This is a genomic window from Ruegeria sp. BHSA118 (genome assembly GCF_059613405.1).
In genome coordinates this window covers 59258-73594 of the sequence record NZ_JBXWSM010000014.1, presented here as the reverse complement: position 1 = coordinate 73594, position 14337 = coordinate 59258, and the positions used below count along the sequence as shown (strand labels likewise).

Annotated in this window: 12 protein-coding genes; 7 read left to right on the top strand and 5 right to left on the bottom strand. The window is 59.7% G+C overall.

Annotation, left to right across the window (positions count from 1 at the left end; all coding sequences use genetic code 11):
* Positions 1–197: 197 nt before the first annotated feature.
* On the bottom strand, positions 198–542 hold the full coding sequence (locus AC2FNN_RS06505; RefSeq protein WP_496757402.1) for a RidA family protein: 345 nt from the start codon (positions 540–542) through the stop codon (positions 198–200).
* Between the two features lie 449 nt (positions 543–991).
* On the opposite strand from AC2FNN_RS06505, the gene AC2FNN_RS06500 reads away from it, so the two are divergent.
* Both AC2FNN_RS06500 and AC2FNN_RS06495 read left to right on the top strand, forming a co-directional pair.
* Complete coding sequence (locus tag AC2FNN_RS06500) at positions 992–3031, top strand: oxidoreductase (protein ID WP_496757400.1); 2040 nt, start codon at positions 992–994, stop codon at positions 3029–3031.
* An 87-nt stretch (positions 3032–3118) separates the two neighbouring features.
* Positions 3119–5137, top strand: coding sequence for a CocE/NonD family hydrolase (locus AC2FNN_RS06495; RefSeq protein WP_496757398.1), 2019 nt, complete (start codon positions 3119–3121; stop codon positions 5135–5137).
* Between the two features lie 131 nt (positions 5138–5268).
* Here the strand turns inward: AC2FNN_RS06495 and AC2FNN_RS06490 are convergent, their stop codons facing one another.
* Positions 5269–5730 (bottom strand): Lrp/AsnC family transcriptional regulator, encoded by a 462-nt coding sequence (locus tag AC2FNN_RS06490; protein WP_171636299.1) that lies wholly within the window; start codon positions 5728–5730, stop codon positions 5269–5271.
* 109 nt (positions 5731–5839) lie between these two features.
* Between AC2FNN_RS06490 and AC2FNN_RS06485 the strand changes: the two genes are divergently transcribed.
* From AC2FNN_RS06485 to AC2FNN_RS06475, 3 genes are all read left to right on the top strand, one after another.
* Positions 5840–6982 (top strand): amidohydrolase, encoded by a 1143-nt coding sequence (locus AC2FNN_RS06485; protein WP_496757396.1) that lies wholly within the window; start codon positions 5840–5842, stop codon positions 6980–6982.
* 14 nt (positions 6983–6996) lie between these two features.
* Positions 6997–8169, top strand: coding sequence for a diaminopropionate ammonia-lyase (locus AC2FNN_RS06480; protein WP_496757395.1), 1173 nt, complete (start codon positions 6997–6999; stop codon positions 8167–8169).
* Positions 8170–8310: 141 nt separating this feature from the next.
* Positions 8311–9579, top strand: a complete 1269-nt coding sequence (locus AC2FNN_RS06475; protein ID WP_496757394.1) for an MFS transporter — start codon at positions 8311–8313, stop codon at positions 9577–9579.
* Positions 9580–9627: 48 nt separating this feature from the next.
* On the opposite strand, the gene ubiV is transcribed toward AC2FNN_RS06475, so the two are convergent.
* The 3 genes from ubiV to ubiT are packed head-to-tail and all read right to left on the bottom strand — an operon-like array spanning position 9628 to position 12069.
* Positions 9628–10545, bottom strand: coding sequence for a ubiquinone anaerobic biosynthesis protein UbiV (gene ubiV, locus AC2FNN_RS06470; protein ID WP_496757393.1), 918 nt, complete (start codon positions 10543–10545; stop codon positions 9628–9630).
* 4 nt (positions 10546–10549) lie between these two features.
* The gene (gene ubiU, locus AC2FNN_RS06465; protein WP_496757409.1) at positions 10550–11527 is read right to left on the bottom strand and encodes a ubiquinone anaerobic biosynthesis protein UbiU; all 978 of its coding nucleotides are present in this window, start codon (positions 11525–11527) and stop codon (positions 10550–10552) included.
* Positions 11527–12069: a ubiquinone anaerobic biosynthesis accessory factor UbiT gene (gene ubiT, locus AC2FNN_RS06460; protein WP_496757391.1), complete on the bottom strand. Its 543-nt coding sequence runs from the start codon at positions 12067–12069 to the stop codon at positions 11527–11529. Before ubiT ends, ubiU begins: the two co-directional genes overlap by 1 nt.
* A 137-nt stretch (positions 12070–12206) precedes the next feature.
* Between ubiT and AC2FNN_RS06455 the strand changes: the two genes are divergently transcribed.
* Together AC2FNN_RS06455 and AC2FNN_RS06450 are read left to right on the top strand one after the other, a co-directional pair.
* A complete protein-coding gene (locus AC2FNN_RS06455; protein WP_496757408.1) occupies positions 12207–13715 on the top strand; it encodes a UbiD family decarboxylase in 1509 nt (502 codons plus the stop codon).
* Positions 13712–14293, top strand: coding sequence for a UbiX family flavin prenyltransferase (locus AC2FNN_RS06450; protein WP_496757390.1), 582 nt, complete (start codon positions 13712–13714; stop codon positions 14291–14293). The genes AC2FNN_RS06455 and AC2FNN_RS06450 overlap by 4 nt, the downstream gene beginning before the upstream one ends.
* Positions 14294–14337 lie beyond the last annotated feature (44 nt).

Here is a 14337-nt window from a genome sequence, read left to right as displayed (position 1 = left end):
CAAAGAGATCAAATACAGAACCCGTTTCGCGGCCGTGGCCAGAAAACAACCTGCGCCAACACGCGTGGCCAAGCTGTTTCTGGAAACTCTGGCAAAGGTGCATTCTCAGGTACAGTAGGAACAAGGTCAGGGTGTCTTGATTCCCAAGCCCAAACCCGCCCGCCCTTAAATCAGTGCGCGGCGCGAGGCCGGGTGGATCAATCGCAAGCTGCGGTAACGATCATCTCGACCTTCAGAACATCACGGGCCAGTTTCGCCTCGCCACAGGCGCGGGCCGGGGCGTGACCCTCTGGCACCCAGGCATCCCAGACCGCGTTCATTTCGGCAAAGTCGGCCATGTCCGACAACCAGATCACGCATTGCAGGATACGCGTCTTGTCGCTGCCGGCCTTGGCCAGAAGGTCCTCGACCTTGGCAAGGATGTCACGAGTTTGATCGGCAACGGTTGCGGCATCGGAAACCTGACCGCACAGATAGGCGGTTCCGTTATGTTTGACGATGCGGCTCATGCGTTTGGCGGTCTCGATCCGAGTGATGGTCACGACTGCTGTCTCCTGTCACGATAGGTATGTTCCGGTCGGGCGATAGAGCGAAACGACGCCGACCGCCAGCCCGGACCTTCGTTCATCGAATAATTGCCAGCCTGCCGCGCGGGTTTTTCAACCTCACAGCACGCCTATGTCCGGTGCGCAGCGATGTGACAATCCGTTGCCAGCGCCTTGCGGACGGGTCGTTTTCGCCGATGCCTTTTCTTTCCTGTCTTGCGCGCCTCGGCCAACGCATTCGGTGAAACATCGCGGCTTTGGTTCACAAGGCGTTTGACGGAGATTTCCCAGTCTGCTTTCAATCGGTCAAGAGCTCCACCGCTCGTCCCAATATCGGAGCGCCATATGCCACCCGACACTGCCAAAACACTGCTTTTTGCATGTCCGATACAGGACAGCAAAGTTGGTCGACTGACGTCAATGGTTCCAACAAAGGACGGGTGGTCATGACCCGCGATGTGCTGCTGCAACCCTATCAGCTGAAACATCTGACGCTGAAGAACAGGATCATGACGACCAGTCATGAACCCGCCTACCCCGAAGACGGGATGCCGAAAGAGCGTTACCGTGCCTATCATGAGATGCGCGCGAAAGCTGGGGTGGCGATGACCATGACGGCGGGCTCTGCCACCGTCAGTCGCGACAGCCCGCCGGTGTTCAACAACGTCCTTGCCTACAAGGACGAGGTGGTGCGCTGGATGGCTGAATTGACGGATGCCTGCCATGCTCATGGTTGCGCGGTCATGATCCAGTTGACCCATCTGGGGCGGCGCACGGGTTGGAACAAGGGCGATTGGCTGCCGTCGGTCTCTTCTTCGCATTATCGAGAACCGGCCCACCGAGCCTTTGCCAAGAAGATGGAAGACCATGATATCGAACGGATCGTAAGCGATTACGCCGATGCAGCCGAGCGTATGAAGGCCGCGGGTCTCGACGGAATCGAATTGCAAGCCTATGGCCACCTGATCGATCAGTTCTGGTCACCGCTCACCAATACGATGGACGCGCCCTATGGCGGCAGTTTCGACAATCGGTTGCGGTTCGGCTTCATGGTTCTGGATGCGATCCGCGACCGTGTCGGGCAGGATTTCATCGTTGGCGTCCGCTATACCGCGGATGAAGTTGAAAAAGGCGGCATCACCGAAGAAGACGGGCTGGAAATCGCCCGAAGGCTGCGCGACAGCGGTCAGGTCGATTTCCTGAACGTTATTCGCGGGCGCATTCATACGGATCCGGCCATGACGGATGTGATCCCGGTACAGGGTATGAAAAGTGCGCCTCATCTGGATTTTGCCGGGCGTGTACGAGCCGAAATCGGGATGCCGACTTTTCATGCATCGCGCATTCCCGATGTGGCAACCGCACGACATGCCGTGGCCTCGGGGTTGCTGGATATGGTCGGCATGACCCGCGCGCATATGGCCGACCCGATGATCGTGTCCAAGATCCGGGCCGGTCGGGAAGATGACATCCGCCCCTGCGTCGGCGCAACCTACTGCCTGGACCGGATTTATCAGGCGGGTGAAGCCCTTTGCATTCACAACCCCGCTACCGGGCGCGAATTGTCGATGCCGCATGTGATCCCCGCGACCAGGTCCCGCCGCCGGGCGGTCATCGTCGGCGCCGGGCCCGGAGGGCTTGAAGCCGCGCGGGTCGCGGCAGAGCGCGGGCATGACGTTACCGTACTGGAAGCAGCCCCTGAACCCGGCGGTCAGGTGCGTCTGGCTGCGCAATCCCGACGCCGGGCCGAGATGATCGGGATCATCGACTGGCGCATGGCGCAATGTGCTGCGCGCGACGTCGGGTTCCAGTTCAACACGTTTGCAGAGGCGGAGGACGTGACAACCCTTGCCCCGGATATGGTCGTGATCGCAACCGGTGGCCTGCCCGAGACGACAATCCTGGAAACCGGCAACGACCTGGCGGTTTCGGCGTGGGACATCCTGTCGGCAGACGTGCACCCGGGCGAAAATGTCCTGATCTACGATGATGCGGGCGACCACCCGGCCCTGATGGCGGCCGAGGTCATCGCCGGGTCTGGAGCGCGGGTTGAGATCATGACCCGCGACCGCAGCTTTGCGCCCGAGATCATGGGTATGAATCTGGTGCCATATATGCGGGCGCTGCAAAAAACGGGGGCGGTCTTCACCGTTACCCGAACGCTGAAATCGCTGGTACGCTCAGGCAATCAACTGGAAGCGGCGATTGGAACGGATTACTCGGATCTTGTTGAAAAGCGCATGTATGATCAGGTGATTGTCAATCAGGGCACCTTGCCTCTGGATGATCTCTATTTCCAACTCAAGCCGCTTTCGCGAAATCGTGGCCGTGTGGATCACGACGCTCTGGTCGCCAATTCAGGTGACGTGTTTCCGCAGGTGAACCCGAATGCCGGTTTTGATCTTTACCGGATCGGAGACGCCGTTTCTTCGCGCAACATACACGCGGCAGTCTATGACGCGCTGCGCCTTGGCCTTCGGTGGTGACGCCATCGGAAAATGCGTTGAACACGTACAGCCGATTGCCTGGACGACATGAAACCCCTTATGCGCCCGAACGAAAAAGGACCGGACATGAGCAATATTGAGGTCATCGAGACCGTTTGGATACCGCTGCCTGACGGCACGAAACTTGCGGCGCGCCTGTGGCTGCCGGAAAGCGCGAAAAACGCCCCTGTGCCCTGCATCCTGGAATACATCCCCTATCGCCGCCGGGACAGGACACGCATGCGGGACGAAAGCATGCACCCGCAGTTTGCCGCCGCCGGTTACGCGTCGGTCCGCGTTGATATCCGAGGCTATGGCGACAGTGATGGTGTCGCCGAAGACGAGTATTCGCATCAGGAGATTCAGGACGGTCACGACGTCATCCAGTGGATCGCCGATCAGGATTGGTGCGATGGAAATGTCGGAATGTTCGGCAAAAGCTGGGGCGCATATAACGCGTTCCAGGTGGCGGCGACGCGCCCTGCGGCATTGAAGGCGATCGCGCCAGTGATGGGAACGGATGACCGGTGGCGCGAAGACATTCATTTTTACGGGGGTTGTCTGGCCACCGACAATTTCTGGTGGGGTTCGATCATGCAGCTGTACAACGCCATGCCACCTGACCCAGCGATTGTCGGCGCGGACCGCTGGCTTGACATGTGGCGCGAGCGGTTAGAAGGCGCCGCGTTCTGGCCGGCCATGTGGCTGGAACACCAGACCCATGACGAGATGTGGCGGCGTGGTTCGATCTGCGAGAACTATGCCGACGTGGATGTGCCGGTCTACTTTTTCGGCGGTTGGATGGATCTCTACCGCGACACACCATTCCGCATCGCCAAACACCTCAGCGGGCCGGTCAAGATCCTGATGGGGCCATGGGCGCATCTTTACCCGCATGAAGGGGTGCCCGGCCCCAAGGCTGATTTCGTCGGTGAGGTCATCCGGTTCTGGGATCACTGGCTGAAGGGAAAAGACACAGGGTTGATGGACGAACCGCCGTTGCGTTTTTTCCTTCAAGACAGCGCAGCGCCGACCGGAACGCATCTGGAACGTACGGGGCGCTGGGTCGAAGAGCCGAGCTGGCCGTCACCGAATGTCACCAATACGTCCCTGTGGCTGAATCATCTGACGCTTGAGGCAGACCCCCTTTCCGCAGCAGAGCTTGCGATTTGCTCGCCGCAAAGCTTCGGGGCGGCCGCAGGTGATATGTGCTCTTTCGCCATTCCCGGAGACATGGCGGCAGATTGCCGGATCGACGCCGCCGGCGCGTTGCAGTTCAAAGCGGCGCCACTTGAAGACGCACTTGATATCCTGGGGCAACCATCGGTCGATCTGAAAGTGTCAGCAGATCAGGCTCAGGGCTTTGTCGTTGCGTTGCTGGTGGACGAAGCCCCGAACGGTGCGCAGACGCTGATTGCCCGGGGATTCTGCAACCTCAACCACCGGATCAGCGATACAGAACCCACGCCGATCACACCCGGGGAAGAGATGGCTGTAACCGTTCCGATGTATGGAACAGGATATCGGGTTCCGTCAGGTCATCGTATCGTCTTGCAGATCGCTTCGGCGTATTGGCCCGTACTATGGCCTGCCCCCGAACCTGTGACACTTACGATCCGTCCGGGTCAATCTCAGTTGCACTTGCCCATCCGAAACCCAGGCGTTGACACAACCGAACCCCGCCCGCTGCCGGAACCAGCAGCGTCCGGTGGGGCCGCAAGAAAGACCAAGGTGCGCTCGGGATCGATGGAACGCTCGGTCCACACGGACCTGAACAATGGCAAGGTGACACACAGGTTTTTTCTGGACGGGGGCGTCTTCGGGCCGGTGGGTGACTTCCGCCTGGACGATATTGGGACGGTGCTCAGCGACGTGTCGGATCGAAGATATACAATCCTTCCGGGTGATCCGCTTTCGGCTGTTGCCACGATGGAGCAGACCGCCGGTTTCGACCGTGAGGACTGGTCAGCCAGGATCTGGACCTATTCCGAACAACGGGCAACGGCCACCGAGTTTCATTTGATCTCGCGACTGAAGGCATGGTCAGGGGAGGAACTTATCTTTGAAGAAGAGAACGCGCATGTCATTCCGCGCAATGGGATGTAGTTGAAAACATCTTGGAACAATTGCGTTGAGGCCCGTGACAGGACTTGCCTTTGCAGTCCTGTCAACCCAACCGAATGGTCCAGGCCTGCGCGGATATGTCTGGACGGCTCAGTCGTTGAACCATGTGCCGGTCAGAACCCCAAAGCACTGCCGGATTTGATGGTATCCATCGAAACGAAGGTTCTGAATTTTCGAATATTGCCGTTTTCAAAGAACATCCTGCGGGTGAAATCTTCGTAAACCGCCATGCTTTCGACGACCACGACAACCATGAAATCCACCTCTCCGGTCACGTAAAAGCATTGCTGGACTTCCGGAGCATTCAGCAGGGTTTTCTTGACGGCATCGATCTCGTCCGGGGTTTCACTGACCAGTTCAAGTTCAACGAAGATGGTAAGCTGAAGACCTACGGCCGCCGGGTCAACAACGGCCACATTGGCACGTATCACGCCCTCGGCCTCCATCCGGCGGATACGGCGCTGCACCGAGGGTGCGGACAGATTTACGGCCTCGCCAATCTTGTGCTGCGTGGTTCTGTTGTCTTGTTGCAGAATCCGCAGGATCGCGCGGTCAAAGTCATCCAATTGCGTCATGTGAAAGAAACTTGCATGGTTTGCCACCAACTAGAGCCCTTTTTTCAGGTCACTTGCAATAAACTTGTTTCACACATGCAAAGCAACACGTCGAAGGGGAAGTTTTGCCGTGACAGCATTGACAGAACGCCTGCGTGCGTTGCGCCACGAGTTTCATCGCAACCCCGAGCTTGGGTTTCAGGAAGTCTGGACCAAGGCCCGGATTGCCGGGCATCTGCGCAACCTGGGCATCGAGGTGTTTGAAGGGGTCGGTGTCGTGGGCGTCTTGAAGGCGGGCAATGGCAATCGCGCCATCGGGCTGCGCGCGGATTTCGACGCGCTGCCGATCACCGAGGTCAACACGTTTGCGCACAAGTCGCAGAACGAAGGTGTCATGCATGCCTGTGGCCATGATGGCCACACGGTGATGCTGCTTGGGGCCGCCGAATTGCTGGCCAAGGATCCGGCGTTTGACGGCACGGTTGTCTTTCTGTTCCAGCCCAATGAAGAGCATGGGCTTGGGGCAAAAGCGATGATCGATGAGGGCGTGTTGCGCGCCTTCCCGATTGATGAGGTTTACGGCGCACACAATCTTCCCGGTGAGCCTGTCGGGCGGGTATCCACCCGCGCCGGTGTCATCTGTTGCAGTGAAAGCCTGTTTGAAATCACGCTTTCCGGTCAGGGCGGTCATGCCTCGATGCCCCATGTCGGGCGCGAAACGATCACGCCTGCGGCGGAACTTGTATTGGCCCTGCAAACCATCGTTTCACGCAAGCTTGCACCTTCATCCGGCGCCGTGGTGTCGGTGACTGAATTCATCACCGACGGGCAGCGCAATGTCCTTCCGGGGCGCACTGTTCTGAAAGGTGACGCGCGGGCCATGTCACCCGAAGACCGCAGCCTGATCGAGCGCACCATGCGCCAGATCGCAGCCGGCGTAGCCGAAAGCCATGGCGTCGAGGTGAGTGTGGATTTCCGTACTGAATTCATCGAGGCAAGCAATGATGCCGATGCCGCATCGCATGTCGTTTCGGCGGCTGCGGCCATGGGTCTTGAGGTTGACGGAGACCGCTCGGCCATGTCTTTCTCGGAAGATTTTGCCGAATTTGCCGCCGTTGTGCCCGGGTGTTTCCTGCTTATCGGCAACGGGACCGAAGGATCAAACGGCCGTCCGCTGCATTCGGCTGATTACGATTTCAACGACGCACTGCTCCCGCTGGGTGCAGAACTCTGGGCAGAGCTGGTACGGCAGCGCCTGCCACTGACCCCCTGACAGGATACACGACCATGACAAAAATCATCGCCCATCAGGCAGGCAGGCCGAACTTCGGCCCCGCTGCCGTAACTGTTTTGACACAACAGGATTTCGATCGCGCAGCAAGGGAGATCACCCAATGGGAGGGGTATGCGCCTACGCCTCTGCATTCTTTGCCCGCGTTGGCAGCCGAGATCGGAGTCGCGGAGGTTCACTACAAGGATGAAGGTCCCCGGTTTGGTCTTGGAAGTTTCAAGGCCTTGGGGGGTGCCTTTGCCGCCTTGCGCGTTCTGCAACGTGAAATATCGCGTCGGACGGGTCAGGATGTGTCATTGGAAGATATCCGTACTGGCCGCTGCGCCGACATGGTTGCCAGTATCACGCTTGTTTCGGCGACCGATGGCAACCACGGTCGGTCGCTCGCGTGGGGGTGCAAGCGGTTCGGCGCGCCTTGCCGGATCTACATTCACGCCGAAGTCAGTGAAGGCCGCGCGCAGGCCATGCGCGAACTCGGGGCCGACGTCGTACGCATCGATGGAGACTATGACGCCTCGGTGGATCAGTGTCGGCAGGAAGCCGACGAGAATGGCTGGTTCGTGGTTTCGGACACATCCTGGCCGGGCTACTCCGACCCGCCGCGCGACGTGATGTCGGGCTATGGCGTCATGGTCAAAGAAATCGTGAATGCAATGGACACCGCACCGACGCATGTCTTTCTGCAAGGTGGAGTTGGAGGGCTTGCCGCGGCAGTTGCGGCAGCATTGCGTCAGGCCTGGGGTGATGCTTCTCCGCGCGTCGTGGTCGTGGAACCGCATCTGGCGGCGTGTCTGTTCGAAAGCGCAAGGCAGGGGCAAGCCGCGTCTGTAGATATCGACGAAGAGACCATCATGGCGGGTTTGTCCTGCGGGGTGCCGTCACCGATGGCGTGGGAGGTTTTGCGCAGCGAAGCCGCGGACTTTCTGGCAATCGACGATCAGTTGATACCGCCCACCGTTCGTCGTCTGGCGCGCCCGCAAGGCAGTGATCCGGCGATCGAAGCCGGAGAGAGCGGCGTTGCCGGATTGGCTGCATTGATCGAAGCGGCCAACAACCCCGAGCTTTTCCAGAAGCTTGGATTGACGCCGCAGTCTCGGGTTTTGACGATCGGTTCCGAAGGTGTGACGGATCCCGATATATATGACCGGATCATGCAAGGCGACGTGTAGCTCAGCCCAAAGCCCTGTTGCAATGGGCCCTTGGACGGTTGAATCCGACATAGTGCCTTGCGACAGAGAAGTTCCATCAAACGACATCCCGATGTCGTAGGAGTTGTATACAGGCCTGACCCGCATCAGTAGCGGTTGGCTATGATACGCGCGTTAAACGAAAACTGGGCGCTGTTCCTAGGGATGTTTATGCTGATGGTTGCCAACGGTCTGTTGGCGACGCTGCTGACGATCCGGGGGGCCAGTCTGGGATTTAGTGACTTCACGATTTCCGTCATGCAGGCAAGCTATCCCCTGGGTGCGCTTGCGGGGACGGCACTTGCCCCGAGGCTGGTCGAAAATGTCGGGCATATTCGGGCATTTTCGGCCCTCGCCTCGCTGGTTTCGATTGCGGCCATTGTGCATCTGCTGACCAGCGACGCGATCAGCTGGAGCGTGATGCGTCTGTTGGGCGGGTTTTGTTACCCGGGGCTTTACGTCATCACCGAAAGCTGGCTGAACGCGAAATCCGAGAACAACATGCGCGCTCAGGTTCTGTCGCTGTATTTCATTATCCAGCTTGCCGGCCCAGCGCTTGGCACCGCCATCGTCGGCTTTCCCGACCCCACTGGGAACCTGCTGTTCGGCCTTGTTTCCATCCTGATTTCGCTTTCGATCGTGCCGCTTCTTCTGTCGGGCAACAAGGCGCCGGAATATGCCGCGCCGGAACGCATGTCGGTTCCCGTGCTTTACAAGGTTTCGCCCGTCGCAGTCATCGGAATCGTTCTGGTCAGCATCGGTGTCGCGGCGTCCTATATCTCGTTGCCGCTTTATGCATTGCAAAACGGCTTTACGGCGGCGCAGGCGTCAGGGGCGCTGGTGGCGGCGCTGATCGCCGGTGCGGTGGTGCAATACCCGATCGGCTGGTTGTCTGATCACACCGACAGACGCTATGTGGTCATCGGGCTGGGTGTCGTTACGACCCTGTCCAGTCTTTGGATGGCCATCGATACGTCTGCGTCTCATATCGTCTATGGTTTTGTACTGATCGCAATCGGGCTGTATCCCGCGTATTCGATCCTGACGGCACATGCCAATGATCAGCTCAAGCTGTCTCAGATCGTTCCCGCCAGTGGCACGATGGTGCTGCTGCTGAATGTCGGCCTGCTGGTGGGAACCATGCTGGGGCCGAACTCTATCTCATTGTTCGGCGGGCGCGGTCTTCAGTTTCTTCTGGCGGCTATCGGTATTGCGGTCGCCCTTTTCGCGTTGATCCGGCGTGTTCAGGTGGCCGCTCCCACCGACACCGGCGATGTGCAGGTCGTGGGGATTATCGGCACCGGGCAACCCGGGGTTTTGCAGGCCGAAACCTGGGTTCAAGAGGAAGAAACCCGGACAAACCCGGACTCATCCCAAGGGTTCAAAGCATAGACTGTTTCATTCGCGCCCGGCGCGACGGACGTCGTGCCGATGCGGCGGTCAAACCGAGACCGAAGCCGCCTTTGAAGCACCGGACCATTCTGCACCGCAGGACCCCGTCAGAAATCCGTCGCTCAACCGAATATCAGGATCAGCGCCACGCAGCGCGCGCGCCACTTCTCCCTGGGGAAGATCACCGTCGATACGTTTTCGATACAGTTCGCACAGCTGACGGAATCCGCCAGACTGTGGCGACAGACGCAACGCCGAGATGCCAGCCTGTTTCAGCAGGTCGATCTGATGGTCCGTGCAGGCATGGCTGTCTGACAGGGTCTGCACACCGTTCATGGCCATAAATGGCTTGCCGTCACCGGTCAGAACGTCCAACCCGTCCGGATCGTCTTCGCAGGCAAACTGGCAATTGTCCTTGCTGCGCCCATGCAATCGCGCGTGGTAACAGCGCCCGGAAATGGCCAGCGGCAACCTGCCATGCCCCCATATTTCGATCGCGAAGCCCAAGTCCGCGGCAGCTTGCGCCAGCGTTTTGACCGACGCGATGGGCAATTCCGGCGGAAGACAAATCCGGCACGCACCCCGAGCAGCCAACCATTTCAAAGTGCCTTCGTTGTAGACATTTACCAACGGGCCGACGGCAAACGTGCAGGTGTCGGGCAAATGTGCCAGCGCGGTCAGATCGTTGATCTCGACCATGACGCCCATTTCTGCAAGCTCTGCGGTGAGTTTGCGCTCGCGTTTCAGGGTCACCAGGGCCAGGCTTGTCAGCGCAACCTCTTTGCCCGCCTCCACCAGCCGGGAAATCGCCGCGGGGATACGATCCTGATAAAACGGCAAGCGCTTGGAACAGACCAGTTCCCCAAGCACGACGCGGTCGACGGGCGATCGGGCCAGATCATCGTAAAATGCCGCCCAGGTTTCGGCGGGCCAGAAGAACTGGTTCGGGCCTACTGTCAGTTCCATCGGATCACCTCCACGTCTTTTTGTAAGCGCCGGTCGTCATGGCCTGCCCTTCCGACAATCGCGCAAGCATACCTTCGGGCATCGGCCGGCCTGACTCTAGCGCATCGACCGCGGCACGAAAATTTCGAACGACTTGTGCGACATAGGATTTTGATCGCTGGCGCCCTTCGATCTTCAAGGCCGTCACGCCTGCCTTTTGCAATTGTGGGATCAGCCGTTCGGCGTTCAGGCTGACGGGATCCTCGAACAGGTGCCCGGTTTTTTCACCTGCGGAAAAACACCCTTTGCACAAAGTCGGATAAGGTGCGGGCTCATCCCGTTGGACGCGGTGGATCAGGTAACCGCCAAGGCGCGCGTTCAACGCGCCCTGTTCTTCTTGGTACTGCACATGGCTGGCAGGAGAGCAGACACCGTTCATGTTTGGAGACAACCCCGTGGCATAAGAGGACAACGAACATCGCCCCTCGGCCATGACACACAGACCGCCGAACACGAAGACTTCGGTTTCGACATCGGTTTCAGAGTTGATCGCGGCAATTTCCGGCACGGACAAAACGCGCGGCAAGACCACCCGTTTCACACCGAAAGTTTCGGCATAGAAATTGATCACGTCAGCATTGGCCGCCGCGGCCTGCACGGACAGGTGCCTGCGCAGCCCGGAATGGTGTTGCGCGGCGTAGTCCAGCAAACCCAGATCGGCGAGAATGACAGCATCTGCACCGCAGGTTTCGGCATCCGCCACCGCTTGTTTCCAGATCCCTTCGTTGCCCGCCTGCGGGAAGGTATTGATTGCAATCAACACCTCCGATCCGTGATCATGGGCAAAGGAAATTCCGGCCCGCATTTCAGCGCGGTCGAAGTTGAGCCCCGGAAAGTTCCGCGCATTGGTTTCGTCATTGAAGCCACAATAGACCGTGTGAGCCCCCGCCCTGACGGCTGCACGCAGGGCCGCAGGCGTTCCCGCCGGGCAAACGATTTCCATTACCATAGGATCGCGTCCTCGGGTCGGGTCAGGCACAGGCCGGTCCGACGCTCTGCAAGGGCGATGATCTGCTTCAGCGGGCGTGCAAACGGGCCGGAAAGGGTTGCGGCCTCGTGCGCGAGGTCCAGCTCTGCGTCGTCAATTGCGTTGCGCAGCGCCAGTGCCGCGGCTGTGTCGCCCTCGATCACCAGATCGCGCGAAAAGAACAGGGCGTCGCCGTCGAACGCACCGTGAACCAGCCCAAGAAGGGCCGCGAGAGGGCCGGAAATTCGCGCGGCCCCTGCCACGCGCCCGCGGCTCAGTCTTATTCTTGGTGCGCCGTCATTCGGTTCAAGCAGAAGGACAACGGGCAGATCCGTTGGATCAAGCACAAAGGCAGCCCGGCTGTATTCACCGAGCCGGTTGAGTAAATCGGGGTGTTTCCTGGTTATTTTGCGGGAAAACACTGTCAGTGACAGCGACAATGGTGCCAGCGGAACAAACCGCAGGGCCGCAGCCAAAGCGGCAGGGCATTGCGGTATCGGGTTTCGGGGATCGGACAAACAGACCTCCTGCTGTCTCAACAAAGTGAACCGGTGCGGCCTTCCTAAAGCCGCCCCGGCGCCCGGGACTTGACGGTTGTCAATTCGACCGGTCTGTTTCGCTGCTAGAGGGTGGGCACCACCGCCGGAGCAAACCCATTCGCACTCTGCCGCCATATCCCAGCCTTCGACATTTTCTGAAATGGTGTGAAGAAACAGGTCAATACAGGCGCGTCGCCGAACCGGTTTCCGTGCGCCATCAAATGACCGCTGTTCACCGCGCCGTGCTTGAGGCGGGTGGGCCGGTTCTGCAATTTGACCACCCGACAGACGTGTCCACTGATCGGTTCGATACCCCCGTCGTCGTCAACCTGTTCGGCACTTCGGAACGCGTCGCCGCCGGGCTGGGCGTTTCTTCCGATGGGCTGGATGATCTGGGCACGTTTCTGGCCGCGCTTCGGGCCCCGACGCCGCCGGGCGGGTTGCGGGATGCGCTGTCCCGGTGGCCGATGCTGAAGGCCGCATTGTCCACACGACCGAAGCAGGTCAAAACCGCCGTTGTTCAGCAGGTTTGCCACAGCGGGGCGGATGTGGACCTGACCGCACTGCCGGTCCAGACCCACTGGCCCGGTGATGTGGGACCGTTGATCACATGGCCTGTGGTCATCACCCGGCCCCGTGGCAGCGAACCCGACGCGGCACAGACCTACAATGCCGGTGTCTATCGCGTTCAGGTGCTGGACCGGAAGCGTCTGATTATGCGCTGGTTGCCACATCGCGGCGGGGCTGCCCATCACCGCAGTTGGGCGCAGCACGGCGAAAAGACGCCGGTCGCAATTGTTCTGGGCGCAAACCCCGCGACCTTGTTGTCGGCGGCTCTGCCCCTGCCCGAAATGGTGTCTGAGCTGACATTTGCCGGGGCCCTGAACCAGAACCGGCCACGTTTGGTTCCGGCCAAATCCGTACCTCTGCTTGTACCGGCAGATGCCGAGATCGTTCTGGAAGGCTGGGTGTCGCCAAGCGAGACAGCACCCGAAGGGCCGTTCGGGGATCATACCGGGTACTACAATCCCGCCGAGCCGTTTCCGGTGATGCATGTCACGGCCGTGACCCATCGCGAGGCACCGCTGTATCTGTCGACCTATACCGGACGCCCGCCTGACGAACCCGCCATCATTGGCGAAGTGTTCAATCGCCTGGCCTTGCCGACCATTCGCGCTCAGATCCCCGAAATACACGATCTTTGGCTGCCGCCTGCCGCCTGTTCCTATCGCATCGCCATCGTCGCCATCGACAAGCGATATCCGGGCCAGGCCCGGCGCGTGATGATGGCGCTTTGGGGGATGCTGCCGCAATTCAGCTATACGAAGATGATCGTTGCGGTAGATGCCGATATCGACCCCAGAAACTGGGACGATATCGCCTGGGCGCTTGCCACGCGAATGGACCCGGGCCGCGATGTGATGATCCTGGACAGGACACCCATGGATTATCTGGATTTTGCATCGCCCGAACCCGGTCTGGCCGGAAAAATCGGCATCGACGCCACGACGAAACTGGGCAGTGAAACACGGCGGGAATGGGGGACGGTCATGCGCACCGCGGATGCCGATCACGCCTTTGCGGAAGACCTTGTAAACCGATTGATGCCGGAGCTGAGAGCATGACAAACGCCCGTGTTGTTTTGGGGGTATCCGGTGCGTCGGGCGCGGCGTTGAGCCTTGCCGTGGCCCGGTGCCTGGCGTCATCGGATATCGAGACCGATCTTGTGGTCAGTGCAGCCGGGATGCGGACACTTTCGCAGGAATGCGGCCCGGACGCTTTGCAAAACCTGCGGCAACTGGTGACGCGGCATCACCCGAGCGCCGATATCGGTGCAAGCATTGCGTCCGGGTCGGTTCCGGTATCCGGCATGATAGTTGCGCCCTGTTCCATGCGAACACTTGCCGCGATTGCGCATGGGCTGGACGATAACCTGCTGACGCGCGCCGCCAGTGTTCAGCTCAAGGAACGCAGGCCGTTGGTATTACTGACACGTGAAGCGCCGCTGACCCTGGCCCATTTGCGCAACATGACGGCAGCGGCAGAAATGGGGGCCGTCATCCTGCCCCCGGTTCCTGCGTTTTATCTGAAGCCTGACACCCTGATAGATATCGTGTCCCAGATCGCTGCGCGCGCAGTGGACTGCCTGCGCATTTGTGACCCGGTGGCGCAAGAGTGGCGACCGCAATGCGCAGGTGAGTGAGTTCGGACGCCTCCGGCGGGAGTATTTTGCAAAAGATGAAGTCG

What these genes read in the sequence shown, in the direction of transcription:
- AC2FNN_RS06480 (WP_496757395.1), top strand. Translation starts at nt 6,997, where the DNA reads ATGACAAAAATCATCGCCCATCAGGCAGGCAGGCCGAACTTCGGCCCC.
- AC2FNN_RS06495 (WP_496757398.1), top strand. Translation starts at nt 3,119, where the DNA reads ATGAGCAATATTGAGGTCATCGAGACCGTTTGGATACCGCTGCCTGAC.
- ubiU (WP_496757409.1), bottom strand. Translation starts at nt 11,527, where the DNA reads ATGGAAATCGTTTGCCCGGCGGGAACGCCTGCGGCCCTGCGTGCAGCC.
- AC2FNN_RS06450 (WP_496757390.1), top strand. Translation starts at nt 13,712, where the DNA reads ATGACAAACGCCCGTGTTGTTTTGGGGGTATCCGGTGCGTCGGGCGCG.
- AC2FNN_RS06500 (WP_496757400.1), top strand. Translation starts at nt 992, where the DNA reads ATGACCCGCGATGTGCTGCTGCAACCCTATCAGCTGAAACATCTGACG.
- AC2FNN_RS06490 (WP_171636299.1), bottom strand. Translation starts at nt 5,730, where the DNA reads ATGACGCAATTGGATGACTTTGACCGCGCGATCCTGCGGATTCTGCAA.
- AC2FNN_RS06475 (WP_496757394.1), top strand. Translation starts at nt 8,311, where the DNA reads ATGATACGCGCGTTAAACGAAAACTGGGCGCTGTTCCTAGGGATGTTT.
- ubiV (WP_496757393.1), bottom strand. Translation starts at nt 10,545, where the DNA reads ATGGAACTGACAGTAGGCCCGAACCAGTTCTTCTGGCCCGCCGAAACC.